At 54.3% G+C, this 23,767-nt stretch carries 23 protein-coding genes; 4 read left to right on the top strand and 19 right to left on the bottom strand.

The features are described from left to right. Positions 1-11: 11 nt before the first annotated feature. The 15 genes from HY913_05245 to HY913_05315 form a co-directional block, all read right to left on the bottom strand. Positions 12-1,166: a serine hydrolase gene (locus HY913_05245; protein ID MBI4962664.1), complete on the bottom strand. Its 1,155-nt coding sequence runs from the start codon at positions 1,164-1,166 to the stop codon at positions 12-14. A gap of 250 nt (positions 1,167-1,416) precedes the next feature. Beyond that, positions 1,417-1,659, bottom strand: a complete 243-nt coding sequence (locus HY913_05250; protein MBI4962665.1) for a MoaD/ThiS family protein — start codon at positions 1,657-1,659, stop codon at positions 1,417-1,419. Between the two features lie 279 nt (positions 1,660-1,938). Continuing rightward, entirely contained in the window at positions 1,939-4,659 is a 2,721-nt protein-coding gene (gene nuoG / locus HY913_05255) for an NADH-quinone oxidoreductase subunit NuoG (GenBank protein MBI4962666.1), read from the bottom strand. Positions 4,660-4,662: 3 nt separating this feature from the next. Beyond that, positions 4,663-5,937: an NADH-quinone oxidoreductase subunit NuoF gene (nuoF, locus tag HY913_05260; protein ID MBI4962667.1), complete on the bottom strand. Its 1,275-nt coding sequence runs from the start codon at positions 5,935-5,937 to the stop codon at positions 4,663-4,665. A 12-nt stretch (positions 5,938-5,949) separates the two neighbouring features. After that, positions 5,950-6,417, bottom strand: coding sequence for an NADH-quinone oxidoreductase subunit NuoE (gene nuoE, locus HY913_05265; GenBank protein ID MBI4962668.1), 468 nt, complete (start codon positions 6,415-6,417; stop codon positions 5,950-5,952). Positions 6,418-6,523: 106 nt separating this feature from the next. Next, positions 6,524-6,748: an addiction module protein gene (locus HY913_05270; protein ID MBI4962669.1), complete on the bottom strand. Its 225-nt coding sequence runs from the start codon at positions 6,746-6,748 to the stop codon at positions 6,524-6,526. Between the two features lie 128 nt (positions 6,749-6,876). Next, positions 6,877-7,116 (bottom strand): hypothetical protein, encoded by a 240-nt coding sequence (locus tag HY913_05275; protein ID MBI4962670.1) that lies wholly within the window; start codon positions 7,114-7,116, stop codon positions 6,877-6,879. Continuing rightward, on the bottom strand, positions 7,113-7,310 hold the full coding sequence (locus tag HY913_05280) for a type II toxin-antitoxin system HicA family toxin (GenBank protein ID MBI4962671.1): 198 nt from the start codon (positions 7,308-7,310) through the stop codon (positions 7,113-7,115). The genes HY913_05275 and HY913_05280 overlap by 4 nt, the downstream gene beginning before the upstream one ends. Before the next feature lie 325 nt (positions 7,311-7,635). Further along, entirely contained in the window at positions 7,636-7,851 is a 216-nt protein-coding gene (locus HY913_05285; protein ID MBI4962672.1) for a type II toxin-antitoxin system HicB family antitoxin, read from the bottom strand. A 103-nt stretch (positions 7,852-7,954) separates the two neighbouring features. Beyond that, entirely contained in the window at positions 7,955-8,284 is a 330-nt protein-coding gene (locus tag HY913_05290) for a DUF2442 domain-containing protein (protein MBI4962673.1), read from the bottom strand. A gap of 13 nt (positions 8,285-8,297) precedes the next feature. Then, a complete protein-coding gene (locus tag HY913_05295; GenBank protein MBI4962674.1) occupies positions 8,298-8,465 on the bottom strand; it encodes a hypothetical protein in 168 nt (55 codons plus the stop codon). A 45-nt stretch (positions 8,466-8,510) separates the two neighbouring features. Further along, entirely contained in the window at positions 8,511-10,259 is a 1,749-nt protein-coding gene (gene nuoC / locus HY913_05300) for an NADH-quinone oxidoreductase subunit C/D (GenBank protein MBI4962675.1), read from the bottom strand. An 85-nt stretch (positions 10,260-10,344) separates the two neighbouring features. Further along, a complete protein-coding gene (locus HY913_05305; protein ID MBI4962676.1) occupies positions 10,345-10,980 on the bottom strand; it encodes an NADH-quinone oxidoreductase subunit B in 636 nt (211 codons plus the stop codon). Positions 10,981-10,999: 19 nt separating this feature from the next. Further along, entirely contained in the window at positions 11,000-11,395 is a 396-nt protein-coding gene (ndhC, locus tag HY913_05310; GenBank protein MBI4962677.1) for an NADH-quinone oxidoreductase subunit A, read from the bottom strand. Between the two features lie 104 nt (positions 11,396-11,499). Continuing rightward, the gene (locus tag HY913_05315) at positions 11,500-14,616 is read right to left on the bottom strand and encodes an efflux RND transporter permease subunit (GenBank protein ID MBI4962678.1); all 3,117 of its coding nucleotides are present in this window, start codon (positions 14,614-14,616) and stop codon (positions 11,500-11,502) included. 765 nt (positions 14,617-15,381) lie between these two features. On the opposite strand from HY913_05315, the gene HY913_05320 reads away from it, so the two are divergent. The 4 genes from HY913_05320 (at position 15,382) to HY913_05335 (ending at position 18,530) form a co-directional block, all read left to right on the top strand. Further along, complete coding sequence (locus HY913_05320) at positions 15,382-16,821, top strand: TIGR00159 family protein (GenBank protein ID MBI4962679.1); 1,440 nt, start codon at positions 15,382-15,384, stop codon at positions 16,819-16,821. Between the two features lie 280 nt (positions 16,822-17,101). Then, a complete protein-coding gene (locus HY913_05325; GenBank protein ID MBI4962680.1) occupies positions 17,102-17,545 on the top strand; it encodes an Lrp/AsnC family transcriptional regulator in 444 nt (147 codons plus the stop codon). A gap of 35 nt (positions 17,546-17,580) precedes the next feature. Continuing rightward, the gene (locus HY913_05330; protein MBI4962681.1) at positions 17,581-18,093 is read left to right on the top strand and encodes an NUDIX domain-containing protein; all 513 of its coding nucleotides are present in this window, start codon (positions 17,581-17,583) and stop codon (positions 18,091-18,093) included. Continuing rightward, positions 18,090-18,530, top strand: coding sequence for a D-tyrosyl-tRNA(Tyr) deacylase (locus HY913_05335; GenBank protein ID MBI4962682.1), 441 nt, complete (start codon positions 18,090-18,092; stop codon positions 18,528-18,530). Before HY913_05330 ends, HY913_05335 begins: the two co-directional genes overlap by 4 nt. Before the next feature lie 413 nt (positions 18,531-18,943). Here the strand turns inward: HY913_05335 and HY913_05340 are convergent, their stop codons facing one another. The 4 genes from HY913_05340 to HY913_05355 form a co-directional block, all read right to left on the bottom strand. Beyond that, positions 18,944-19,471: a hypothetical protein gene (locus HY913_05340; protein MBI4962683.1), complete on the bottom strand. Its 528-nt coding sequence runs from the start codon at positions 19,469-19,471 to the stop codon at positions 18,944-18,946. A gap of 153 nt (positions 19,472-19,624) precedes the next feature. After that, positions 19,625-20,209, bottom strand: a complete 585-nt coding sequence (locus HY913_05345; GenBank protein MBI4962684.1) for a TetR family transcriptional regulator C-terminal domain-containing protein — start codon at positions 20,207-20,209, stop codon at positions 19,625-19,627. A 567-nt stretch (positions 20,210-20,776) separates the two neighbouring features. After that, a complete protein-coding gene (locus HY913_05350) occupies positions 20,777-21,259 on the bottom strand; it encodes a DUF1285 domain-containing protein (GenBank protein ID MBI4962685.1) in 483 nt (160 codons plus the stop codon). Positions 21,260-21,599: 340 nt separating this feature from the next. Next, positions 21,600-23,741, bottom strand: coding sequence for a transglycosylase SLT domain-containing protein (locus HY913_05355; GenBank protein ID MBI4962686.1), 2,142 nt, complete (start codon positions 23,739-23,741; stop codon positions 21,600-21,602). Between the last annotated feature and the right edge of the window lie 26 nt (positions 23,742-23,767).

A 23,767-nucleotide genomic window follows, 5' to 3' on the forward strand; every position in this document is an offset into this window, starting at 1 on the left:
CGCTGCCCTGTCTACCGGTTCTCGTGCAATAGAGTTCCTTTCTCGGCGCGACTTTTCTCAATCATCCTTAGGAGGAGCGTTCTCGCTGCAGCGTCCAGCTTCCTGCCTTTGGGACCACTGTTCGCCAGGGCCACAACTCCGACCTGTTCCTGGGGGCTGAATGCTACATAACTCTGAAATCCGGGTATGCCGCCGTTTTTGGATACAATATCCGTTCCCCGAACTTGGCGGACATGCCACGCGAGACCCATGTAAGCATTCTTTTGCTCATTGACCAGACGCCGCGGCGCCTGGGCGAACTTCATGGCCGGGACTATCGGGGCATCGACCATTCCGAGATTGGCCGCTAAAAATTTCAGCATGTCACCGGCCGTCGAATAGAGCCCGCCTGAACTCTTCCCCACGAGCAGTTTTCTTGGCGTAACCGGTTCCATGATTTTGTTGTACCCTTGAGCCAAGTACCGACGCATGTTTTCGTTCGGCCAGGCACGGGTGCTGTTCATTTTCAACGGTCCACAAATGCGTTGCTGAAGCATGGCGTCAAACGACTCGTGGTTGACCAGCGCCAGAGTCTGCCCCAACAGGGCGATCGCCAGGTTGGAGTAGAGGAATTCGGGTTTCTTGTTATGCGACAGCCTGAACGTAGACAAAAACGCGTACATTTCCTCCAGCGTCATTGGCTCTCTGGGCGTGAAGCCGACCGTTTGTCGCTTTCTCGGTGCCATTCTGGGAAGACCCGACGTGTGGGTGGCGAGGTCGAGGAAGGTGATCTTGTTAACAGCGCCGCGGTGAGTCGTGACGCGAGTGGGCAGAAAAGGTCCTATTGGATCGTCGAGCTTCACCTTACCGTGCAACACCGTGTCTGCGAGCAAGGTCCCGGTAAAAACCTTGGAAATTGAAGCCAAGGCAAAGACCGTGTCGCGGTCGGGGGTCAGGTTCTCGCCTCGCCTGACCGATCCGAAGCCGTACACCGCTTGACCCTCGCGAGTAATCAGCCCGATGGCGATTCCTACGTACAGACCCTCTTTCACGAGCGGCTTTATGGCCGAGGCGACTTCAGCTTCGTCGAAAACTTCACTTCGTGCGAACGGGTTTGCGAAAGGTAGTGCCGAAAGCAGTAGCACCGAGACAAAAACAACAATCACTTTTGTCGGCATTGTTCTCATCGGCGCCCCTCCGAAACTACGCTGCGGGAGGGCGCTCAATTGGGGCAATTCCCCGATCGACATTAAAATTTAGTGACACCGAACTCCGATCAAGACGTTCCCTCTGGTTCCCAGTCGGAGCCAGGGAACAAGGACGTCAGCACTTTGCGAGGCAACGTCTGGTAGGGGCACGGCATGCCGTGCCCTTACAGGACTGGTCGATCTAAATAAACAGTTCATAACGCAGGAGAGTTTCCCCCTACGGCAACTCTTAGCCGCCTGCAATGGGCGGGAAGACCGCCAGCCTGTCTCCATCCTTGAGGGATTGATCGTCCTTGGTGTGGCGTCCGTTCAGGAACATGATCCTGGGGGCATCTTTGGGAATGGTCAGAGTTGCCAGCACATCCCCCACCGTGCTTCCTTCCTCGATCTCCATTATGCAGGAATTCCCGGATCGCTCCGTGGGCATGTGGCATGCAAGTGACGCGTAAAGGATCAACTCTATTTTCATCATTGTTCACCCCGATAGGCCAAATCCACTCTTTGAATGCCCGTCTTTGTCGGGGAATTCTGAAGGAGACAAAATCTTTGATTTCTCCAATATCGGGCCACGGAAACTGGGAGCGTCGGTGCTGAGGCCTGATTCGGTCTCGTAGGGGCAGGCCCCTGTGCCTGCCCAGGGCGGGCGCAGGGGCCCGCCCCTACAGGTGATGCCTCTGCGAAGCGCACCAGTTCCACACGACCGGATACCTCACCGCGTTTGTGAAGAGGTCTAATAAGCCTTGTCCATATTCTATCCATTCCTCTCCACCGACACCATCCCCCAGCCGGGCAAATCAACTGCTTCAACACCAGGCAAGCCCACAGGCAAGGCCGCGACCCCGCTGGGGAGGGTCGATACCAATCTCACGGGCAGAATCAACTGAATCTCAGCTATTGTGAGTCTCACTGTGAGGCCGTCTGTCAGCTGGAGCCCTTGAGCGTCCGCTGGGCTGAGCCCTATGTAGGGCTGCGGGGACCGTTCCGCAATGCCGGGCGATAAGACGCTCAGCTCCTCTGATCCGAAAATATGATAAGCCGGGACTATCAGCCATTCGCCGACTCGGGGACAAAAGGCCTCGGGCGGTTCCCGAAAATACTGGACTGTTCCGTCTCGCGGTGGCTCGATCAACCTGTGACCAGGGTCACCGCCTCGGAGCGGCCCGGCGATTTCTTCCTGGAATTTGTTGACAGCCTGGGCCGAATTCCAGCCTGGGCTCCAGAAACGAGGGATGAGAGGGGCTGGTGGCCGCCCTTCGTAGCCTTCCATCGAAAACGATAGGGGTGAATCCGAGTCATCCGGGGGCTTGGGCTCATGGACCGTTAGGTTTGCCAGCATCGCTGTGCGGCCGCTGTACCGATGGGGCTGTCTCGGGACCTTCATTCCCTCGATTCGGAAACCCGCTGGTGGAGCAATCTCGGGAACGGCCTTGAACGCGGGCACAGCTTTGGCCATAGCCGCGACAATATCGTCGATACTTTGCCACTCTTCAGCTTCAGACCTGTTCACCGACCGCATTATGTCTCGTAACCAGCGCCAACTGTCCTGTACGTTTTCATGCGGCGACATGACGGGAAAGAAGCGCTGCCCGCGGCCTTCATTGTTGATCAGCGTGCCGCCGGCTTCGGCGAATGCGGCCGCCGGTAGGATAAAGTCCGCCTTGGCCGCTGTGCGATTCTGAAGGTGGTCGATCGCGACAATCGTCTTGACGCCTTCAAAAAAATTCCCGAGTTCTTCCGATCCTGCTCTCCTGTAAAGGTCATTTTCAAGGATGATCGCCATTTCGGCTTTTTTGTCGGCGATGTCCCCGAACGCAGCATCCAGGCTCCGGCCGCCTATCATTGCCAGACCGAGGCTGTTTGCCTCCGGGACGACAAAGGATAAATCAGCCGAGCGATTGTCTTTGCAAAGAGCCCAGGCCACGTTGGCAGCGGCCTGGAGAACCGATTCACTGCCGCAACTTGTCCCGGACACCACGAGGGGTCGTTTAGCCTCTTGCAGCGCCTCCGCGATCTCGCGCGCCAGGGAACGGACCTCATCAGGGAGATCCGTCACCTCGGGCGCGTCGTCGGAAAGTTCTCGCGCCACTGCAAAGCCGAGTCGCGCGATATCATCGGGGGCCCCATGAAACGTTCTGGTGGCCACATCGTCGAGTCTTGTCCCCGCTGTCGTGGAAATGAACAGGGGGCCTTTTCGATCCCGGACCGTTTCCCGGACAGCCGCGTCTGCCCACCGATTGAGACCGATCTTATCGCAGATTTCCATAGGCTTCTGTCTCACGGATTGTCGAAGCGCCAGGGCCATCATGGGTGCAACATTGCTGATATCCTCACCCAGCACCAACACCGCATCCGCGAGTTCCGCGTCGTGAAGCGACGCTGATCGGGCCGGCCCTGAGCTGAGAATTTCCAGCGCCAGCTTAAGAAGAGCGTACTCCTTTCCCGGTATTCCGAGATAAAACCCTTCGGACCCCACCAATGAGCGAAGGACAAAATTCGCCTCAAGCGACGCTCGCGGCGATCCAATGCCGATCACTCCACCGCTGCCGGGCCACATGGACGCGAGGTATTGCAGTGCGTCTTCTTTCCCGGTCGGCTCAATCGGCTGGCGCCGACTTGCTCGGAACATGGGTTGTCGGAGCCTCTGGTCGCTGTTTACAAATTCGTACCCATATCTGCCGCGATCACACAGGAAATACCTGTTGACCTGTCCATTGTACCGGTTATGAATTCTGCGCAGCTCTCCGTAACGTTCGCCGGGAATGGTGTTGCAGCCCACACCACAGTGGACGCAGATTGACGGCGCGGTCTGCAAATCCCATTTGCGGGTGTAATGCCGTCTCAGCGTCTTATCGGTAAAGACTCCTGTAGGGCATACTTCCACCAGATTGCCGCTGAACTCGCTCTCTAGCGTGCCGTCTGCGAAGCGCCCGAAATAGATACGACTGTGAACGCCGAACACACTGAAATCCTTGCCGCCTGCGTAGTCTTTGTAAAATCTCACGCAGCGGTAACACTGGATGCAACGGTTCATCTCGTGGTTAATGAATGGTCCCAGATCCTGATTTTGGTATGTGCGCTTAGGGAAGCTGTAGTCCCGATAGTTGTGCCCTGTCATGACCGTCATGTCCTGTAGATGGCATTCGCCACCTTCATCGCAAACAGGACAATCATGGGGATGATTCATCATGAGCAATTCAATCACACTCTTACGGAATTCCTTTGCCTCCAGGTCGTCTATTGAGATACGAGTGCCGTTCGCCGCTTCGGTCATGCACGACATTGTTATGAAGCCACGGGTGTCTTTCTCATTCCTGAATTGCTTGACCGCGCACTGGCGGCACGCACCCACCGAATGCAGGGCCGGATGCCAGCAAAAGTACGGAATATTGAATCCAAGGGCGAGGCACGCGCTCAGCAGACTCTGTCCGGACTCTACCTCGTAAGGCACATCATCAATATAAATTGTTGCCATCCGTCATCTCCACGGACATCGCTTCTCACGGATGTGCCGTTCAAAGTCCTCTCTGAAGAGAACAAGCGCGCTGCGTAACGGCTCCACAGCGCCGGGAGCCAATGGGCAAAAAGTTCGGCCCAACCACAAATCTTTTCCCAGCTTTTCCAGTCTCCGCAGGTGTTCAGGCTGCCCACGGCCCTCCTCAATGTCCTTGAGTATTCTCTCGGCCCAAGGCAGGCCTTCGCGGCAAGGGGTACACCAGCCGCAGGATTCCCTTGCAAAAAAGTGCTCCAGATTGTGGACCATTCCTACCGGGCAGGTTTGGTCATCGAGGACGATCATTGTCCCAGTACCCATGCGACTGCCGACTTTGGGCACAGAATCGTAATCCATGGGGACGTCGAGATGCTCTTCCGCCAGAAACTCCGTTGAAGCGCCACCGGGAATCACCGCGCGAAAATTCACCCCTTCTCGCATGCCGCCGGCATGCTCTTCCAGGATCTCACGGATGGGTGTGCCCATAGGCAGTTCCCACGCTCCAGGCCTCTTTACCTTCCCGCTTACGCCGTAAATCTTTGTTCCGCCGTCCTTACATCGGCTCAACCCTTTGAACCAGTCCGCTCCGTTGTTCACTATGTGTGGCACGTTGCACAGGGTTTCGGCATTGTTAATGTTGGTTGGCTTGCCCCACAGGCCGGCTATGGTGGGATGCGGCAGTCTATGTCTGGGGACCGCGCGGCCGCCCTGCATCGAATTGAGCATGGCCGTGCCCTCGCCGCATATGTAGCGTCCCGCGCTTATATGCAGATGGAGTTGCAGGCTGAACCCTGATCCGGCAATGTTGCTCCCCAAATATCCCTGTTCATAAGCCTCGGCAATAGCCCAGGTGAGCGTTTTAGCAACCTTGGTGTACTCGTGCCGTAAGAATATGATTGCCAGATCGGCTTGGATCGCGTACGCGCCCAGAACCAAACCCTCAATAAGCTGATGCGGGTCCCCTTCCATAAGTATCCGATCCTTGAAAGCTCCCGGCTCCATTTCATCGGCATCGACCACAAGATACTTCGGCCGGGGCCCATCGTCATCCGTCGGCACGGTGGCCCATTTCTGACCTGTGGGAAAGCCCGCTCCACCCCGACCACGCAGGTTGGCTGCCGATACCAGGTCTACGATCTCTTTCGGCGCCATTGTTTTCAGGGCCTTATGGACCGCCTGATAGCCGCCCGCTTTCTCGTAATCCTTGATATGAAGGGGCTCCATGCCATCGCGGATGTTCTTGGTTAGAGGTCGTTCCATTGTTTCGGCCCCCTACTCGTACCGCTCAAGGATTTCATCGAATTTCTGTGGCGTCAGGTCTTCGTGAAGGTCGTCGTCGATCATCAAAGCCGGCGCATGATGGCAGGCTCCAAGGCACTGTATCGGTAATAGCGTGAAGCGACCGTCGGGGGTTGTTTCGCCCGGGTTGATGCCGAGGCGGCCCTGCATATGTTCCAAGAGGCCTTCGTATCCCATGATCCAGCACGAAACGCTGTCGCATATCCAGATAACGTGTCTCCCTACAGGTTTTCGGAATAGATGATTATAGAATGTGGCAACGCCGTCCAGTTCGTCCGGAGACATCTCCAAATAGGCTGCCAATTCGCGGATGGACTCGTCAGACAACCACCCTCGGTGCCTTTGGAGCACCATCAATGCTTCAATGGATGCTCCGCGGGGGGTGGGGCAATGCTCGCGGATATAGGATTCAATTTCCCGCTTAATTTCTTCGCTCAGCATAATCCGGTCCTTGACGACAATGGAATTAATGGAACATCAAGTCTGTTCTGCAATTGGTCTTCGCGTGTGGTCAATTCTGCCTTAGCTTCCGGATGAGAAGCGAACTTCACTTGGCAAGCCGTCCAAGAATTTCGGAGAATACCTCATCACCAGGAATTGCTTTGACTTTTCCGGAACGAAGCTCCTGAAGCCTTCTCTTTGCCACTTCCGTCCACTTGGCATCAATGGCGGTATTAGGGGCATTGAGGCTACGCAGAAGTGAATCAGCGATAAGCGCCCTTTCCTCAACAGGAAGAGAAAGGGCTTCTTCAATAAGCTTTCTCGTCGTCATTGTGCTTGAACTCCCATATTTGATGAATTGAATCTCGATTCCACATGACTGGACTAGCACTGTGCCAGCGCTGCCAACGTGGTGGCCCACACCTGAGAGCTATGGGACCGTCCTTGTCAAGTCGAGCGTTATGCGACGTCCTGCATCTTGTTGGCGAAGTCGCGACCAGCCGTCGACGGTGGAAGAGGCTTTCCGTCCGCTCGGTACAAAGCGATGGCTTCCTCGACGATCTCGCACAGTTCGGCAAACACCTCTTTCTCATCGGGACCGTGACAACCACCCAGGATCAAACCCGGTGCGCTTCCCACATAACACTGGTCCTCATCGGACCACTCCACGATTTTTGCGTACTTAGCACTGTCTTTCATTCTCTAGACTCCCCAATCGCGCGGCGCACACCACGAATCTGATAATGCTTAGCGTCATCTCCAGGTTTTCCGGAGATCGCTATTGGTTTGGATACCTTGGGATGCACAAAGTTTCGGTGGCTTCCTTTTCCACCACGATCGACGAACCCGGCTCGCTGCAACTCGTCGATCAGCTCACGCACTTTCGGTGGCAACGAGTCCTCCTGACTTTCTTCCTCGCATAAGGCTGCCGATAAGCCGCGATTAATTGGAACAGCATGGGTGGAACAATATCAAATTCGTTTGCCGCTCTCCCGTGCGTGGCCTTGTTACACGGGGCTGGTTGTGACACATCTCGTCAAATCTCAGATATTGACAGTCCTCGACAGATCTTCTTGGCTAGTTTGTTTGATGTCTCCGTGTGACGAGGTACTGCTTCGACTTCCCCTGTCTTCGGATTACACCATAATGAATGCTCAGGTCCTTCTCTTTTGAGGTAACACCCGTGCTTACGCGGATGTCTCAACCACGAGCTACCCTTCATTGCACTACGACCGTTTCTCGAATAGCGTCTTGTGGCACTCCCCGCAAAGCATCCTCTCGGCGATCCTCAAGAACGAGCGCAATTGCCTCAGCAAGATTCTTGCGGCATTCTTCGATGGTGCGGCCCTGTCCGTTAGCGCCGGGTATTTCCGGACAATACGCAATGTACCAATCGCCATCTTGCTCTATTATTGCAGTGAATTCATTATGCATTTTCTCCTCCATCGGTACGCGGCACTTTACACCGAATTGCCAAAAAGGGCAGAGGTTGTCAGCGTCTAACAAGCGGATTCATCCCTGACAATGCAGCTGCGCCTCACCGGATAGGCGCTTGCTGCGGGTCCGACTGGGGGAGCTGATTCGCCGGCTGATCTTCGGAACTCTCCATCCATGAAGGTAGGTCGCTGCCTGTTGCCTCGGCGTAAAGGGTCTCGGGAGCTACATCAACTTCATCTCCCCAGGTCAAGGTGCCAAGTTCAGCGTTTACTGAGAACTCACGGAAGAATTCCATATCCTTGAAACGTTCAAACACGCCGCCCTTGGCCATATACTTCGAGAAATCCACTACACCCCGCTTTCCGTCGTCGAATTCCAGCTCGATTCGGTAGCCTCCCTTGTACACCGCAGCAACGACATCATGAATCATGGTCTTTCTCCTCTCAGCGTAGAGGGTCGATCTTGTTCAGTGGTTTATTATTCCGGGCGGCTTCCCAGTTGCTCATTAACTCATCAAAGTGTTGTGATGCCCAGGTAGGAGAACCAGGCTCAACAGCCTTGATAAGGAAGGGATTATCCCCCTTCTTGGGCCAACGGAATTCTTCATCCATGTCTGTTGCTCCCACCGACCGTTTTAATAACTATGCTTGGTTGTCTCATCGATCCACATCCGCCAATACATAGTCGATGCTGCCGAGAATAGCGGGCATGTCAGCGACCGCCAAGCCTCGGCTTATCAAAGGGACCATCTGCAGGTGTGCGAACGACGGAGTTCGGATGCGCACCCGGTAAGCCATAGTGTTTCCGTCGCTTATCAAGTAGTAGCCATTATTGCCCTTGGTGGCTTCAATACCGCAGAACGCTTCGCCCGGAGGAATCACCGGACCCCAGCTCACGCCCAGGAAATGGGTTATGAGCGTCTCGATGTCATGCATTGTCCGTTCTTTCCGCGGGGGAGTCGTAAGCGGATGATCGGATTTGTAAGGCCCGGAAGGCATATTCTTCAGGCACTGGTCAATGATCCGGAGGCTCTGGCGCATCTCTTCCAGTCGGACAAGGGTCCTGGCGTAGCAATCTCCTGTATCAGCCGTAGGGATGTCGAATTCAAAATTCTCGTACCCGGAGTAAGGTCTTTTCTTTCGGAAATCCCATTCGAAGCCGCACGCTCGAAGGCCCGGCCCGGTGACACCCCAATCAATGGCCTCCTCAGCGCTGTACACACCTACGCCCTGAGTACGGGCTTTGAAAATGCGGTTTTGCATGACCAGTTTGTCGTATTCATCCAGGCGAGCCGGCATATAGTCGAGGAATTCCCGGACCAGCTTGTCCCACCCTTTCGGCAGGTCCTGAGCCACACCACCGATCCTGTACCAGCTTGGGTGCATGCGGCCGCCGCAAATAGCTTGGACAATGTCAAAGATCCGCTCGCGGTCGTTGAATGTGAAAAACACCGGGGAGATAGCGCCAACATCCTGGGCCATGGTGCCGAAAAAAACCAGGTGACTCGCCACGCGAAAGAACTCGGCCATCATCACTCGGATAGTGTCCACTTTTTCCGGGACCTTGATCCCTGCCAACGTTTCCACGGCCAGGACATAGGGCAGGTTGTTCATTACACCGCCCAGGTAGTCGATCCTGTCGGTGTACGGGATGAAGGTGTGCCACGACTGCCGCTCACCCATCTTTTCGGCCCCGCGATGGTGGAAGCCGATATCCAGGGCCGCGTCCACGATCTCCTCCCCATCGAGCTGCAACATGACATGGAGCACACCGTGCGCCGATGGGTGATTGGGACCGAGATTCAGAAACATGAAGTCCGTGTCTCCACTGGCGGTCTTCATTCCCCAGTCTTCCGGACGAAATCGCAGTTCTTCTTCTTCCGAGATGTGTTTTGCCTCAGGCAACCGGAACTGGCCCATTTCGGTTGCCCTGGCAGGATGTTCCTTGCGCAGGGGATGTCCTTCCCATCCGGCGGGCATGAGAATACGCTTCAGAAGAGGATGTCCCCCGAACTTGACCCCGAACATGTCCCAGGCCTCACGTTCGTACCAATTTGCCGCGGGCCAGAGATCAACAATGCTCGGAATAGACGGGAAATCTCCCTCCAGAGCTACTTTGATTCGAATATCTTCGTTGCGATCATAGGATAGGAGATGGTACACCACCGAAAAATCGGCTGCCGGTTGGCCTTTGCGATTGGCGCGGACCCGTTCGTCTATGCAGGACAGGTCGTACAGCGTTTTGTAGGGTTTGGGGGCTTCCTGTTTCAGGTAACGCAAAACGCCATGAGCGGCCTCCGGTAATATCCATACGGTTGGAATATCATCACAAGTCGCTTGTGTGGCCACAATTGCATCGCCGAGTTTGTTCTGTAATTCCTCAAGAATGCTCAAAGCCTCGGTCATAGAGGATATCCCCTTGCCTCTATCCTTTTCGGCCAAGACGCCGGCCCCAGTCCGTGCAGCGCCGGGCGTGCTCGAAATCCCTCAACTATACTTCATCCGGAGAGCGCAGCTCGGTGGCCTGCCGACGCAATTCCCGTTTTGCGTCCCTCATTGACGGTCTTGCCGGCTGCTGAGGTTCCTGCGTTCCGACGACCCAACTCAGGGGCCTTCTTTCGGCCCCGACAGCCTTCTGCAGGAGCATGAGCCCTTCCAGGAAGGCATCGGGTCGAGGCGGACATCCAGGAACATACACATCCACCGGAAGGAACTTGTCCACCCCCTGAACTACGCTGTAGATGTCGTACATCCCTCCCGAGTTGGCGCAGGATCCCATGGAAATCACCCAACGAGGCTCCATCATCTGTTCGTGAAGCCTCTTGAGAACAGGGGCCATTTTCATGAACACAGTTCCAGAGACTACAATCAGGTCGGCCTCTCTGGGGCTGCTGCGAAGCACTTCAGCGCCGAAACGCGCGATGTCGTATCGGCTGGTAAAGGCTGTGGCCATCTCGACGTAACAACACGAAAGCCCAAAGTTGAACGGCCAAATGGAATTCTTGCGGCCCCATGCCAGAAGGTCTTGCAGCTTTCCCAATATGACATTGCCGGGTACCGCTTCTTCAACTCCATCCTTACGCCGGCCGGACTCATGTGAGCCGGGCTTAACAAGGGACCACTGCATTTTCCAGTCAGCCCTTTCGCTAGTATTTTCTATTTCGAGGAGTCCAAGGCGCTTTTTGCCTTGCTGTTGCCATTTCCAGGGCCCCGACGCGCCACAAGTAGACTAGGGCCGCGAGCAAAATTCCAATAAATACCACTATCTCGATATAGCCCGCCCATCCCAATTCTCGGACAGCCACGGCCCATGCAAAAATGAACAGCGCTTCAAGATCGAAAATGACGAAAAAAACAGCTAACAGGTAAAATCTGGCATCGAAACGTAATCTCGCTGAACCGGTAGGCGCTATTCCTGACTCGAACGGTTCGCCGGTTGTCCTCTGTCTGTGCCGTTCTCCGAGGACGAAGGATATGCCCACCATGGCTGCTACAATAGCCAAAACAGCAAAGAAATACAGCGCTAAAGGCCAAAGAGTCATTGTATTAATTGGCTCCTTAACAAATAAGTCGACGGTGGCCTTCAAACCGTCCCGGACGCCATAGGTCCTTCAATAGACATCATTTTCAATCTAGGATCAACCGGTCATCGACCCTCAAGCTCCTCGTCCAGCGAAACGGGCCGGACCTTCCAAAATCGTGTCTTCAGGTCGTCCAACAATGTATACACTATGGGGATGAAAATCAATGTGAAGAGAGTCGCAACCCCCAATCCGCCCACAACAGCGGTGGCCAAGCCGTTATATATCTCGGCTCCCGCGCCCTGCTTGACAGCCAGAGGAAGCATACCGAGCACCATCGCGATGGCGGTCATAAAGATGGGCCGCATTCGGCGCTGGCTGGCCAGGACCAGCGCTTCATCCCTTTCTACCCCATGTTCTTCAATAAGCTGCACAGTATAGGTTATCAAGAGGATAGCATTCTTAACAACCAAACCAACCATCATTATGTAACCAAGCATGGTGAAAGAATCGAAATGCACTCCCGTAAGTTTCACCAGCAAGTTTGCACCGATTATGGAGAGCGGCACGCTTAACAGGATCGACAACGGCCTCAAGAAAGATTGAAATTGCATGACCAGGAGTAGGTAAACCACAACGATCGACAAGGGAAACACGAATCTGATTGCGTCCAATAGAGTTTTCAGCTCATTGACCGCTCCGAAGGGGATGACCGTGTATCCTACGGGAAGAGGGACGGAGTTTTGGATCTTGGAATCGACCTCCTTAAAAACGTCGCCCAGTGGTCGGTCCTGAATGGTAAACTGAACCCTGGCGCTGCGTTTGGAGTTGTAGTGGTTGATCTGGAGTGGTCCGAACGTAGCCTCCACCGAGGCCAGGCTGGTTAGAGGCACTTGGATGGTCGGGTCCCGGGGAGAGGTTAGGATGATCTTTCCCACATCAAACACGGTTTTCACATCGGCCTCTTCACCCATTACCCTTATGTAGAAGTAGCGCCCCTCCACATCGTACTGGGAAGTCGTCTTCTGACCTCCTACAGCGGCTTCGACCGCATCGGCTATATCCTTGACCTGAAAACCGAGGTGCGACGCACGTTGATGTTCCACACGCACCTCTACCTGTGGTTTCTTGAGGGCCAACTCCGTGTACCGGAAGATTATCCCCTGCGTATCTTTTCCGATCTCCATGATGCGGTTGACGATGTCCTCGATGACCACGTAGCTCTTGCCCATGATGCGCACGTCAACCACATTGGATCTGGTGTAAATGTTGCCGAACAGCGGAAATTGGATCGGATTCACTGCCTTGAAAGGAAGGTCTCTGGAGGATTCGTACGCCTGTTTGGCGATTGTGACGACCGGCACGCCACTGTCCTCTTCTCTGTCGCAGACCAAGAAGATTACGTTTCTGAACACGTTCCTGCTGGGGGTCGCCACTATGTGCCTGACGCCTTTGATATTCTTCCAGCGGTCTTCCAGAATCCGCATCAGTCTGCTGTTTTCATCGAGACTCGTCCCTTCGAAGGTTTCGACCTGCACCTTGACCAGGTTTGTTCCTCCCGTGGGGAGGTAGCCCATTCCAGGCAGAATCCACTGTGAAAACGCAAACAGGCCAAGCACTCCTACGATCAGTCCCACTTTGCGCCGCCATCCGCCGAGAAAAAACCTCAGGGCCCGGATAATCCCATTGGCTGACGCAGCGCCCAGCCTGTCCAGGACACCAAGAGGAGCCATGATTTTCTTCCAGATGCCTGAAGGTCGGGTTTCCTTTTTCATCCATCGCGAGGCAAGCATTGGGACCACGGTGAATGCATCGAAGAGCGACAGAAAGATGGCGACGGAAATTACGAACGCGACCGGGCCGAACAGGGTCCCGACCTCACCACGCAGCATAAGAATGGGCAGAAAGACTGCCGCGGTGGTAAGAGTGGACATGAACACGGCCATTCCAACCTCGCCCGTTCCGTCCACAACAGCCCTGACAATGCTTTTCCCTTCTTCATATCGGTGGCGGTAAATGTTCTCGAGCACCACGATCGCATCGTCCACGATCATTCCAACGGAAAGCGCCAGTCCTGCCAACGAAAGCACGTTGATCGAATAGCCGAAAAGATACATCCCGATAAAGGTTCCAATGACGGACACCGGAATCGAAGTCGCCACTATGAAAATGCTTCGCCAGTTTTTAAGAAAGACGAACAACACCAGTAGCACCAGGATAATGGCCTCTATAAGAGAGTTCGTCACTATCTGGACCGCATCGCGAATATAATTGCTCTGGTCGTATATCTTCTGGAATTTTGCGCCCAGGGGACCGTATTCCTTCTCGATCCGCTCGAGTTCTTTGTCCACGAGATTAATGGTCTGCACCAGGTTGGCGCCTACCTGGTTGAAGACATTCAGAATCAATCCGGGGACCCCGTTTATACGGCAGTACGAATCGGGTCTCTCGTATTTGTCCTCCACTATCGCAACATCGGACAGGTAAACGATCGGCTGCCCCGGTCTCGAAATGATGACCTTCCGAAAGGACTCTGCGCTAAGGAGTTCTCCTACTGTCCTGACCGTCCATTCCCGGGTCCCTTCGACAAAGTATCCGCCGCTCTGGTTAAGATTGGTCCTATCGACAAACTGTTTGATGTCCGCGACTGTTAGACGTCTGGCTTTGAGGCGCTCCCGGTCGAAGGTTATCCTCATCTCACGGTTTCTGTTGCCGTCGAACTGGCAGTCACCCACACCGGGTATTCGCTTTATCCTCGGGGCTATGTCCTTGTCCGCCCAAGTGGACATTGTAACTATGTCCACGTCCCCTGTGAGAGCGAACTGGTACACAGGCAAGCTTACGCGATCGCTAGCTTTGAAAATCTGGGATTTCTGGACCTCATTTGGCAGGTCTGTAACTCGATCCAGGTTGCGTTGGAGTTCCGCTGCGGCCAGGTCCAAATTGGTGCCCGGTTTGTAGAAAATGACCACGAAGGACTGGCCGTACGGCGAAAAACTGAGCGTATAGAGCATGTTGGAAACGCCGCTGATGTTCTCCTCAAAGCGGTTGGTTACTTCACCTTCCACTTCTTCGGGAGCCGCACCCGGGAATCTGGTGCTCACGACCAGAACCGGCTGCTCTGTCTCGGGCTTGAGTTCCACGACAAGAAAGGTCAGAGAAACGTACCCGAAGACAAGCACGAGCAGTACTCGGACGATGACTGTGATGGGAAATCTGACCGAAGATTCTGCTACGTTCATACCGTCGGCGCTTTCAAGAAGGAGAGCGGGAAACCGAAAAGGCTTAAGAGGCAACTTACAGGGGAGACCTTTTTGTGCAAAGAGGCTTCTCCTCCGCAATTTCCTTTATACCCGAAATAGCCGAAACTTGCTAACACCCACATATTGGGCTTTCTTTTTTGTTGACACAATATCTGGTAGGGGTCAACCGTCTGGAATGACTGAAGGCGCCCAATTCCGACTGGGGGGCGTCCGGAAAATTCTTCCATTCCACGGGGGTGGCGGATATTAATCTATCCACAGATGTTTATAACTGCAAACGCTCCGGAAGCCATTTCCACCGCAGGCTTCGGGATTTCGGAATGTTATATTTATTGTTGATTTTATTGAGCTTTTCTGCTTGCTCCACGATGAGGCAAAACGCTCTCAAACTTGACCGGATGCTAGCCGCCCCGAGTTATCCACAGCTTTACACGCAAGTTATCCACAGGAAATGTGGATATCCCCGCCGAGCACTTCGACGGCTCGCTGCGTGTCAGGTCAAACTGGTATCTACTTGGATTCATACAGTTAAAGTCGGCATAAACCCCGGTGCAGGAGCCAATTTTTGAAGATGGGATTGGCGGTCGAACGATGTCCAAGCGGCCCGTGGGTCAAAGCCTCTGTGGCTGCACATCTTCCCGCTCGTCTTGCAAAAGGCCACGAAATGTGGTTTGGATATGTGTAGTACGCTTTGGACGGCCATTTCCAGGATCCCCAGACCGAGCGGCCCGGCAGCAGGATTTGATGCAAACACTGGAAGAATTACTTCAATCAATCAGTGCAGCCAACATGGTGGACATAGCCATCATGGCTTGCCTGATTTACTTCATTTTGTCCTGGTTCAGAGGAACTCGTGCCTTTCAGATATTGGTGACTCTGCTGGCAATCGGAGTGTTCTATTTCGTGGCTTCCGCGTTGGGCTTGATACTGACCTCGGTCCTATTCCAGTATTTATGGGCCGCAATAATTGTGGTGCTGGTAATTGTTTTTCAGCCTGAAATCAGAGAAATGCTGGATCGCGTGTCCCCTGTTCGGTACCTGAGTGGACGGCAATCAAACGACGTAGGGCCCGGCATGCTCGATGAGACTGTCCGGGCCGTGGCTGAGCTTGCTCGATTGAGGATCGGGGCATTAATAGTCCTTCAGAGAATGGACATACTGGACATTCTAATCCTCAAAGGCAAGACGCTGGACACGGTAATGTCCGCTGAAGCGCTGGTGATGATTTTCCAGAAAACTTCCCCGCTGCATGACGGAGCAGTTCTCATATCCAAAGAAAGGATACACGCGGCTAGTTGCATATTGCCTCTTTCGACGGACGAAGCCTTGAGTTCTCGCTACGGAACAAGGCATCGCGCGGCGCTTGGGCTGACTGAGCGCTCCGATGCCCTGTGCATAGTGGTCTCAGAGGAACGGGGAGAGGTTTCACTCGTCGAGGACAAAGAAATCACCGTCTACAAGAAAAAGGGGGAGTTTAGACAAGCCCTCGAACGGGGGCTGGTGCGTGGCGTTGCCGCAGAAACGGGAGGTCCTCGTCCAAACGCGCTGACATTGCTTAAATCCAACTGGCCCCTGAAACTGGCGGCCGCGGGATGTGCAATGGTGCTCTGGTTCGTAATCGTGGGACCCCAGAGATCCGAAGTCGGAATGTCCATCCCGATTCAGTACACCAATCTGCCGCCCTCCATGGAAATAACGGGCAAATGGATGGACAGGATAGACGTGAGGATACGGGGGTCCGAATCGGGCCTGGCAAACCTCAAGCCCGGATCTGTGAGGGCTGTGGTGGATCTCAGCGGAGTAATTCCGGGCCTCAATTATTTCAGGATAACGAGCAAGAATCTGCTGGTTCCTCCCGGCATCACAACGTCCCAAATTCGCCCGTCCGACCTGCACCTGAATATCGAGGCGGCTTCCGTGAGGAAGATTAGCGTGGTGCCAACGATAGTGGGCGCGATACCGGATAAAACCAAGGTGGCTGTTCTCCCCTCCGAGGTTACGATCAGGGCTGTCCAAGGCGACTTGAAGAAAGTTGTTTCCGTCACCACGGAACCCATTAGCGTTGCTGAATTGAGTGCGAAGCGCAGAGTCATGACCCTCGTGCAGGTGAAACCGGACGGGCTCAAAATAGATTCCATAGAACCCATGCAGGTCGCTGTAACAATGGAACCTGAGAGTCAGTGACAGCCCCTCACCAGTGACTGGCGTGGTGCAGTAGCAGAGGCCTCGTGCATGATTATGCCGAGTGCCACATTTTCGTCCGATTCGGAAGGGCTCCATTCCGTCATTCCTGGGAAAGCAAGAATCCAGTCCCGCGTCTCGCTGGATGCCCTGGGTTCCCGCTTTCGCGGGAACGACGGGTGAGCAAATCGGCAATGGTACGGGAGCCGTCGCAGAACAACGGACACTATTTTGGGCAATTGCTGTAGAGCCGTCTCGGACGCAGAACAATAGCGGACACAAAATGGACGCAAATGACAGGGAATTGTTGAACGAAATACAGGCCGGGTTCCCGGTTCAGCCTCACCCTTACCGGCTGATCGGTGAGAAAGTAGGTCTGACCGAGGAACAAGTGCTCGCGCGCATTGCCAAGCTCAAACGAGAAGGCATTATCAGGCGCATCGGAGCGTCCATAAATTCGAGGCGGGTTGGGTTCGTCAGCACATTATTGGCTGCCAAGGTCCCGCGAGAGAAATTCGAATCATTTGTCCGAACCGTCAACGCATTCCCCGGAGTTACCCACAACTACGAGCGGCAGCACGAATACAACGTGTGGTTCACACTTATCGCCCCCTCCCTTGCCGAAAAGCAAAGAGTCATACAAGACCTGGTCGAAAAGACCGGCGTCGACATTCTGGAGCTTCCTGCCAAGAGAATATTCAAGATCAGGGTTGATTTCAGGTTCTAATAATACACTTATAAGAAGAAGTGATCGGGCAGAAGATGGCTCATTCAACAGACGAGGAGATCCTTGAAATAGTCGATTCCCGTGACAAGGTCATCGGGAAGGCGACTCGTGCGGAGATTCACCGAAAGGGCCTGATGCACCGGGCGGTCCACATATTTGTCTTCAATTCTCAAGGCGAGATATACGTTCAGAGGCGCTCCGAGGTAAAGGACCGGCATCCGCTAAAGCTGGACTCGTCCGCGGCAGGACATGTGGACCCCGGCGAATCGTATGAACAGACCGCGGTCCGGGAACTCGAGGAGGAATTGGGCATCCCCGCGCGCGTCCGGCAAGTTCTGCGGGTAGCTGCTTGCGAGCAAACCGACAATGAGCACGTGATGCTGTTTAAAGTGGAGACAGACCAAGAGCCTGTTCCAAACCCCGAAGAAGTCAAATGGGGCGGATTCATGGCCCTTGGAAAGCTATCTTCAATGATGAAAGAGACCCCGGAGGATTTTGTCCCTGCATTCATTCTGCTTTGGAATAAGTTTCTAAGGAAAACGCCATGAGGGCTGTGGTTCAGCGAGTGTCTAGGGCCAGTGTGTCGGTGGATGCCAAGGTGGTCGGCGAGATAGGCCACGGAATGCTCGTGCTTCTTGCCGCGGCCGGCACTGACGGACCGGAGCAAGTCCGATGGATGGCTGAAAAGCTTTCCGGCCTGCGAATCTTCTCGGACGAACAGGGCAAGATGAACCTGAGCTTAGATCAGGTTGCGGGCGAGATGCTCATTGTCTCGCAGTTCACTCTGTACGGCGACTGCCGCAAAGGCAGACGCCCTTCGTACGCGGGAGCTGCTCCGCCGGAACAGGCTCAAGCGCTTTATCGCGATTTCATACAAGAAATCCGCAAGGGAGGCATACCAACGCAGGAAGGCATTTTCGGCGCAATGATGATGGTGGACCTGGTCAACGACGGACCTGTTACACTTATTGTGGATTCCCCGTAAAGCGCGTAGGATGCGGTGAACAAGGGGAACGGCCCCGCGAAACGCGGATTCGCGTTGTCCGTTCTTTTTGCACGAGCGATGCGGTTCGCTTCGCTCACCACATGCTACCTGGGGCTGGACAACAAGAGTCAAAAGAAGAAGCTGGAAGAAAAATAGTCACAGCGTTGTGCGTGGGTGCCTCTGCTGGACAAGCCAGCAGTGGCACCCAGAGGCAATGCACTTTCCAATTGCATAGTACCGGTTCGTTTTCAGATATGGAAAATCAAGCGAAAGGGATTCAGCACCTCTCGCTTGTCAGAGTCCGTTCCGGTGGGCAGTCGTAGGGCGGCCTGCGGCCGCCGAATCGAAGAACCGACGGTCACGGCTCTCCCTACGCGATTTGATGCTTCCCGTCTCAACGCACGCGGCATTGCTCAATCTATATCGACCTTGAATGTATCAAAAATTATGTTAGTGCCCACCATGCGAGCCCCATGAGCCAGGCCGTCAAATATGGCCAAATCGGTCCAGCCCAGAGTTCGCAGACGATCCACATCCGCTTGGACCACTGAATGCGGGTTGTCGGTGGCTTTCAAGACGAACAAGAGCAGGGCTTTTTCCTTTTCGTCCAGAGGGGCCTGGTTGGGGTCGGCCTGAGCGGCTTCGATCTGTTCCTTGGTGAAACCCGCCTTCATCAGCAGGCCTGTGTTGAGGTTTTGGCAATAGGGCGATTTGCAGGCCTTTGAAACCAGCATACGTATCATTGCAAGAAGCGGGGTCCTTAACACAGGATGCTCCCTGTAATAGGACACCATCTGCAATTGGCTGTCCAGTAAGGCCGGGCTGATACCCAGCATTTGCACATTATTGGGGACTCTTCCGAAGAGCTGTTCGACCTCGGCATAGAGTTCTGCCAGCTTTCCTTCAGCCTTTTCCGGTGGGATTGTCGGAATAAGCGCCATGATAATTCCTCCTATTGTTTTTGACGTTTTGCGCGGCTTCGGGCTCGCAATCTGCGAGCGAACGAACTCTGTATTCGGATTCTAATAGTAGACCGGTCGACTGTATGATCGAAAAAAATCAAATGGCCGACGTCCTGATTTGCTGTACAACATTCATGCCCTCAGTACACGATCGAAGACCATTCTCTGGAAAAGAACAAGCGGTCCGGTGTGGCCTTCCGCCTTCATCCTCAACAGAGCACCCTCCCAGCTATTCAGAATGAAGTCCGCGGTCGCGTCCGCGTCGAGGGACGGGCTGATTTCCCCGTCGGCTTGCGCTTGCGCCAGGCAGTTCTTAATGGACGCCTTCATTCCGCTGAAGACCCCTCTGAGCTTGGCCTGAAACGCGTCACTAAGCACTCCCATTTCCTGCGTGAGGTTTCCTATGGGGCACCCGCTTTTCCCTTCATCTTGCTCGTGCCGGATGCGAGTTTCGTCGAAAAATCTCTCAAGTCGCTTCAGATGGCGCACTTCAGGAGCTTCCAAGACTGTCCGCCACCTCGATCCCAATGTCTCGGCATAGTAGTCGATCAACGCGAGCCCCAGATCTTCCTTGCTCTTGAAATAGAAATAGAACGATCCCTTCGGGACCCCGGCGCTTTGAAGGATTTCCTGGATGCCAGTGTTGTTGAACCCTTTCCTGTGAATTAGTTGGGCAGCGTGTGCGAGTATTTTGTCCTTAGTGCTATCCTTGCCCATAGTTTATTTGGTCCTCCGATGTCCGGATAGTAGACCAGTCGGCTAGACGATGTCAACCTTTTCTTCCAACCCATTCGAGTCTTTTCGAGAATCCTCCATTACCCACCCATCGGACGAGCCAGCCGTTGGTCCCAAACAGGGAGCGCCGAGACGGCTTATATCAAGTGTCGAAAATAATGTCCGATTGCGAAAGGCGCCGCTTGGAAATTGGTAGGTGCCGGCCTCCGGAAACTATCTCAAAAATCTAAAACGGACGTATTTCCGGGTAGGGGCGCTTCGAGAAGCGCCATGATTTCGGGCGGTTCACGAACCGCCCCTACCGATGAGGTCGCGAAACCGTCAGTTTTGAGACAGTTTCTCCGTGCCGGCACATTTTGCCAATATAAATCAATCACGCCCCTGGCGTGACAGGGACCCCGGATCGCGGTCCGGGGCAGGCTCTGGTCCCTACTGGTTTTTTCGGAGTTCGGGTTGTACGAACGGTAAAGAATTGTGGCAAGTGGTATGACTTGCCAACTCCTGGCCAGGCCTGGCATGTGCGGATAGGATCTTTCAGGCGGCTGTTGGTCACCGTTTGATCGGGACTCGCTCCCCGTCCAACAGGAGAAAGAACTCCTTCTCATCTTCGTCGGTGACTATGTGGCGGGCCAGTTGGTAGTACGCGGGGCGGGAAAAGCGAGCGTGAAATCCTCCGTTCTTGACTCGGCAGTACGGGATGTTTTGTTCTCCGATCCAGAAGGTTTTGGGGTCGAAAGGTTCTTGCGTTCCGTCATTCAGTTCCAGCAGAAGTCGATCATGGTCGTCTTCGATCATGCGTTTCACTACGAATGGAGCGTCTTCCACTTCGACTGAGCAGATCTCTTGTCCCATTCGTACCAGATATCCGCCGTCAGGCGACTTTTCCAGGGCCTGATTGAACAGGCGGTATATTTCGGGGTGGACGATCTCCGCGCCGTTCTGAAACCATCTCCCTTCCTTATCTATGAAAAGTTTCAGGTACGGAGATGCGTCGAACACCTCTGTCGCATTATTGTTCGGATTTTCTTCCATCGACCTTCCATTTCAACAGAATCGGTATCCTGACTGGAGAACAAGGCTGCATCGACTCGGAATTGAGGCGCCGAGGGCACGGCACGCCGTGCCCCTACAGTCTCATGAAGCGGCTCTTAGCACAAGTGCAGCCCGGTACCAGTTGTGGAAGAGCGGACTGAAGGAATACACCTTCCACGAAATAAGAAATACGAAGAGACTGCCTGACATGCCCAGACAAAAATGGTTTGGGCGAAGCCTCTGAACCAAAAGATGACATGATAGAAAGTTTTTTGAAGGGAGGTCAGGGGGGAAACTTTTGTTCACAAAAGTTTCCCCCCTGATGCTTCTTCTCCCCTCTTCACCATAAGCCGGCCAGGTCTTTTTGCCGGTGGAGCAGGCTATAGGCCGAGTACCCGGCCAGGACCTTTTTCACATATATTCTGGTCTCCAGGTAGGGGATGTTTTCGATGAACTCGTCTTGCTTCATCTTACCGTTGCGCCGAATCCAGTCCCGCACCTTCCTTATGTCCGCGTTGTAAGACGCCACAGCCGGGATGATCTTCCCTTTGAATGCTTCGAGGTTCTTGGCCAGGATGCGAATCCCGTGACCAAGATTCGCCTTGGGCTCGAGTATTTCCGCAATGGCCGTTGCAGGGATCTTGCCGCCCTTGCGTGGAACTCCAGCAGCCGCAGGCGTAACCTGCATGAGCCCTATGGCGCCGGCCGGCGACACCACTGACGCGTCATAACGGCTTTCCTGCCTTATGATCGCCCAGACCAGATGGGGATCTACGGCGTGTTTCTGCGCGGTGCGGGTGGCCTCATTGAAATGCACCCGCGGAAATGCCATTTCGATGAATTCCTTGGGCGCGTTTGGAGGCGGGTTTTCCATGAACGGCCCGAAGGCCACGGCGAGAATTTCCTGTGCGGTCCGGTACCGTTCCGCACCGTAAGCGGCTTTTGCCATGAGAAAAGCCACGGCCGGAGTGGATTTCGTGGATTTGGGCAGAGCGGCGAGGTTCAGCAGAGCGAACTCATAGAGTTTGTGTTCCATCAACTTGACGGCCGTAGAGACCAACTCGCTGGAACTCTCGGCAGGCGAAAGGTCGGTATTGGGGAAGGGCGACGAGGCCTTCTTATCGTTCAGTGGAATATTCTGACGCTTGAGCAAACGCGCTGCTTCAATTCCATAGTAATCGAGCGGACAGGCCGCGGCGATCTCCTTGAGTAGGGCCTGTGCTTCACTCGATCGTCCGGAAAGCTCCAGAGCGCGAGCTTGCCAGTACTTCGAGGCAGGTTCGATCTTGCCTCCGGGAGAAACAGTCCGGGCTTCGCGGAAAGCCTCCGCAGCCTCTTTGTATTGTTTGTTCCAATACTTGATCCACGCGGCCTTCCACTTGACGTCGGTCTTCGCTGAGGCTTCAAGACTCATTTTAGTCAAACGATTGAAATGAGACTCGGCCTGAGCGTACTTTCCCTTTTCCATGTAATATGCGCCCAGGTTGAAGAGCGTTTTTCGCTTTTGCTTATCCGAGCCCTTTTCCATGATTTTTGCAGAACAAAACTCAAAGTCCTTTTCACGGTCGAGCCGCCAGTACAAGAGGCTGAGAATGTGCAGGGCCTCCATTCGCTGCTTGTCGGGCGGATTGGCTTTGAGCACCTCCTTGAGCAGGTCAATGGCTTTTTGATTCTGGCGGTCCTTGTATCGGCACTGGGCCAATTTGAGCAACAGCCCTGTGTCTGCCGGTTTGATCTTCAGCACTGCCTGATACGCGTCGGCCGCGAGATCGAACCGTCCCTTGGTAAAGAGCTTTTCGGCTCGTGAGATCTGTTCCGTTTCGGAAAACTCCAGGCGCTGTATCTTCCCGTGAAACACCATCCAGGACAAGTCGTCCGCGGCCTTCAGGCCTTCGACCGACGCGGGATAGTTGAGAAACAACGTGCGGTAATGAGCGGTGGCCTTGGAATGATCTCCGATACGGCGTTGGAGCTGAGCGATACGGAGCACCAGGGCCGGCTTTTTCTTGTCCGAAGCCATGGAAATCATGGATTGCAGCATTTCTACGGCCTCGGGTTTACCTTGGTCGCAGAGAATGTCGGCAAGCTCTTCTCGAATGACTTCTTGGTAAATGCCGCCGGAATGACCCTTCAATAATTCCTTGAGAAGCTCCTCGGCCTTCTGAACATTTCGAGCCTTCCGATAACTTCGGGCAAGGAGCAGATACGCGGGCGGGCCATAAACCTTATCCGGAAAGAGGTGGCGCCATGCCTCTTCCGCTTGATGCATGTCTCCCGCGTCATAATGCTTTTTCCCTTCGGTGAACAGGTAATCCTGGACAGGTCCACTGGAAACGGTCAGAGCCGCACAAGGCAAAGGCACGACTGTGAGGACTGAGGCGCAAATAACGGCAAAGCACACGGCCGAGAACCGGCCCGTCCGATACGCGGCGGGAATTGCGGGTGCTGTCTTGGTAAAGGGAATTCCGCCAGGGGCAATCATCGTGTTATTCTAATGCCTAATTAGTG

The organism is Desulfomonile tiedjei (genome assembly GCA_016212925.1).
GTDB lineage: Bacteria > Desulfobacterota > Desulfomonilia > Desulfomonilales > Desulfomonilaceae > JACRDF01.